This is a genomic window from Streptomyces sp. NPDC111802, from assembly GCF_055634335.1.
Genome location: NZ_JBVKCZ010000188.1, coordinates 1 through 2,279, shown reverse-complemented (window position 1 = coordinate 2,279; position 2,279 = coordinate 1). Strand labels below are relative to the sequence as shown.

The 2,279-nt window shown below is 66.7% G+C and carries 1 protein-coding gene and 1 pseudogene; one reads left to right on the top strand and one right to left on the bottom strand.

Going from position 1 to position 2,279, the window contains the following annotated elements; translation table 11 throughout:
- A pseudogene (locus tag ACZ7NC_RS45285) lies at positions 1–186 on the top strand (ISAzo13-like element transposase-related protein); the annotation flags it as partial.
- 172 nt (positions 187–358) lie between these two features.
- Here ACZ7NC_RS45285 and ltrA read toward each other — a convergent pair.
- On the bottom strand, positions 359–1,741 hold the full coding sequence (gene ltrA, locus ACZ7NC_RS45280; RefSeq protein WP_471498242.1) for a group II intron reverse transcriptase/maturase: 1,383 nt from the start codon (positions 1,739–1,741) through the stop codon (positions 359–361).
- Between the last annotated feature and the right edge of the window lie 538 nt (positions 1,742–2,279).

The following is a 2,279-nucleotide window of genomic DNA, read 5'->3' as shown; positions in this document are numbered from 1 at the left end:
GAGTCCATCCGTCGCTGGTGGCAGCACCGCGGACGGGCAGACCATCCGAATGCCACCCGGCTCCTGATCACCGCCGACGCCGGCGGTTCCAACGACCCCCGCCGCTGGACCTGGAAAAGCAACCTTGCCACCTTCGCACGAGAGAGCGGCCTGGAGATCACGGTCTGTCACCTACCGCCGGGGACGCCGAGTAGGGTCGGGGACTGGCGCGGTGGCTTCAGCGGGCGGTAGGACCTGGGGCCTTTCTTCCGCCGGTTTCCCGGTCGGCTGTGCCACCCCAGTGGCCGTGACCTGCTTACTTGCTCCGTTTCCAGCCCCCGCCACCTCGATCCGGGCATGCGGTTCTCCCGCACCCGGCTCACCGACGCTGTTCACCGGCGGCATTCGACTTCCCCCGCCAGTCCCGAAAGGGCCTGGCGGCGACGACGTTCCCGGCAAGACCGACCAGGCCCAGGTGGTCGGGTGAGGCATAAGACACCACCCACCGCCCAAAGCCACGCGAGCGTTTGTGCTTCTTCGCGAAGAACAACACCATCCGCATCCGCGTGAACTCCCTGATCACCGCGAAGCGGTCGGCGGAGTTGCCGAACCGGAAGTACCCGGCCCAGCCGGTCAGGAACCCGTTCAACTCCGCCACCACCACCTCAGCTGGCAGCAGCAGCCGGGACCGGTCGGTGATCTCCCGGATCCGGTCCCGGGCGTGTCGCATGGCCTTGTCCGCGGGCCAGCGGGCGAGGAAAGGAAACGGCGTTCTGCCGCCCCGTCCCGGCGCGAGCACCAGCCGGTGGTGGAATCCGAGGAAGTCCACGCCTTCCCCACCCACCTTCAGGTGCACGATCTGGGTCTTGGCCGCCTTCGGTTCCAGGCCGAGGCCGGCCAGCAGGTCCGTCAGCCGCTCAAGAGCGGCCCGGGCCTGATTGCGGGAACGACACATCACCACCGCATCGTCGGCGTAACGGACCAGGACCCCGTGCTTGCGCACGTCCCAGGCCCGATCGATCCGATGCAGATAGACGTTGCAGAGCAACGGAGAAACCACCCCACCCTGGGCAGCCCCCCTGTCCGCTTTGTGCACCACCCCGTTCTCCGATACCCCTGCGCGCAGGATCACCCGCAGGAGCTTGAGTACGGACTGGTCACACACCCTCTCCTCCACCGCTTTGATCAACTCGGCGTGCGGAATCGCCTCGAAACAGTTGGCGATGTCCGTCTCCACCAGCCACCCGCAGCCCCTCCAGGACTCATCGATCAGCACCTGGAGGGCATCATGCGCGCCCCGCCTGGGCCGGAACCCGAACGAGCACGGACGAAAATCCGCCTCGAACACCGGCTCCAGCACGATCTTCAGCGCGGCCTGCACGATCCGGTCACGAACAGCGGGAATCGAAAGCGGCCTCGACTCCCCCGGCTGGCCAGGCTTGGCAATGAACACCCGGCGTGCCGGAAGAGGCCGGTAGCAGCCCTCCCGCAGTTCCATGGCCAGCTCGCCAAGGAGCCGATCGACCCCGTACTCCTCGACATCGGACAAAGTGACCTTGTCGATCCCCGGCGCGCCCTCGTTCTGGCGCACCGTCACCCACGCGCGCGCAAGGACGTCTGTGCGCCAGACCTTGTCCATGAGCGCGTGAAACCGTCGTCCGGGATCGGCCTTGGCCGCCCGGTAGAGCGCATGCTGCAAGGCACGGACCGGGTCCAGGGGAGAACGTCCCCCGGCGATGGGACTAGCCACTTCGGCACTCATCGGGCCCCTCCACTCAGCATCACGCGTCAACGAAGTAGCGGCCCTTCCCTCCCCGGCGGTTCTGTTGTCCGTCCGGGTCAAGCGGTACTACGGCCGCCTCCGACGCCCATCCGCCCCGCCTTCACTTCCCGGGGTCACCGGTTATAGAAGACGTTGCTTCCGGTGACATCAAGCCGCACGTCACCGGGGCGGAGAGGGCCTCTCCAGTTCCCGCCGTCACTGTCCGAACGTTCCGCGCCCCTTACGCCGGGGAGTTCTTCACGGCTGCCTTCCAGGGTCTTCACCGCTTCCATGGCCTTCGCCCTGACACTCCGGGCTCGGCTCTCCCTTTGCCCGCTCTCGCGGGGATCGTCACGACGCGGCAGGCTTCGCTTGATGCTGCGGACCGTCCGTTTGCTTCCCCTCACAGGGCTTTCGACGCTGGGCTTCGACACCAGGCGTTTTGAGCTGAACCGGGTTTCGTAGAGTCCGCCGGTCATGTTTCAGGCGGTCTGCGGTTCTTCTTCCAGGCTTTGCTGGAAGTCGCGTTCGTACTCGG

Bases quoted from the DNA above. Each gene is read 5' to 3' on its own strand.
- ltrA (WP_471498242.1), bottom strand. From the start codon at position 1,741: ATGAGTGCCGAAGTGGCTAGTCCCATCGCCGGGGGACGTTCTCCCCTG.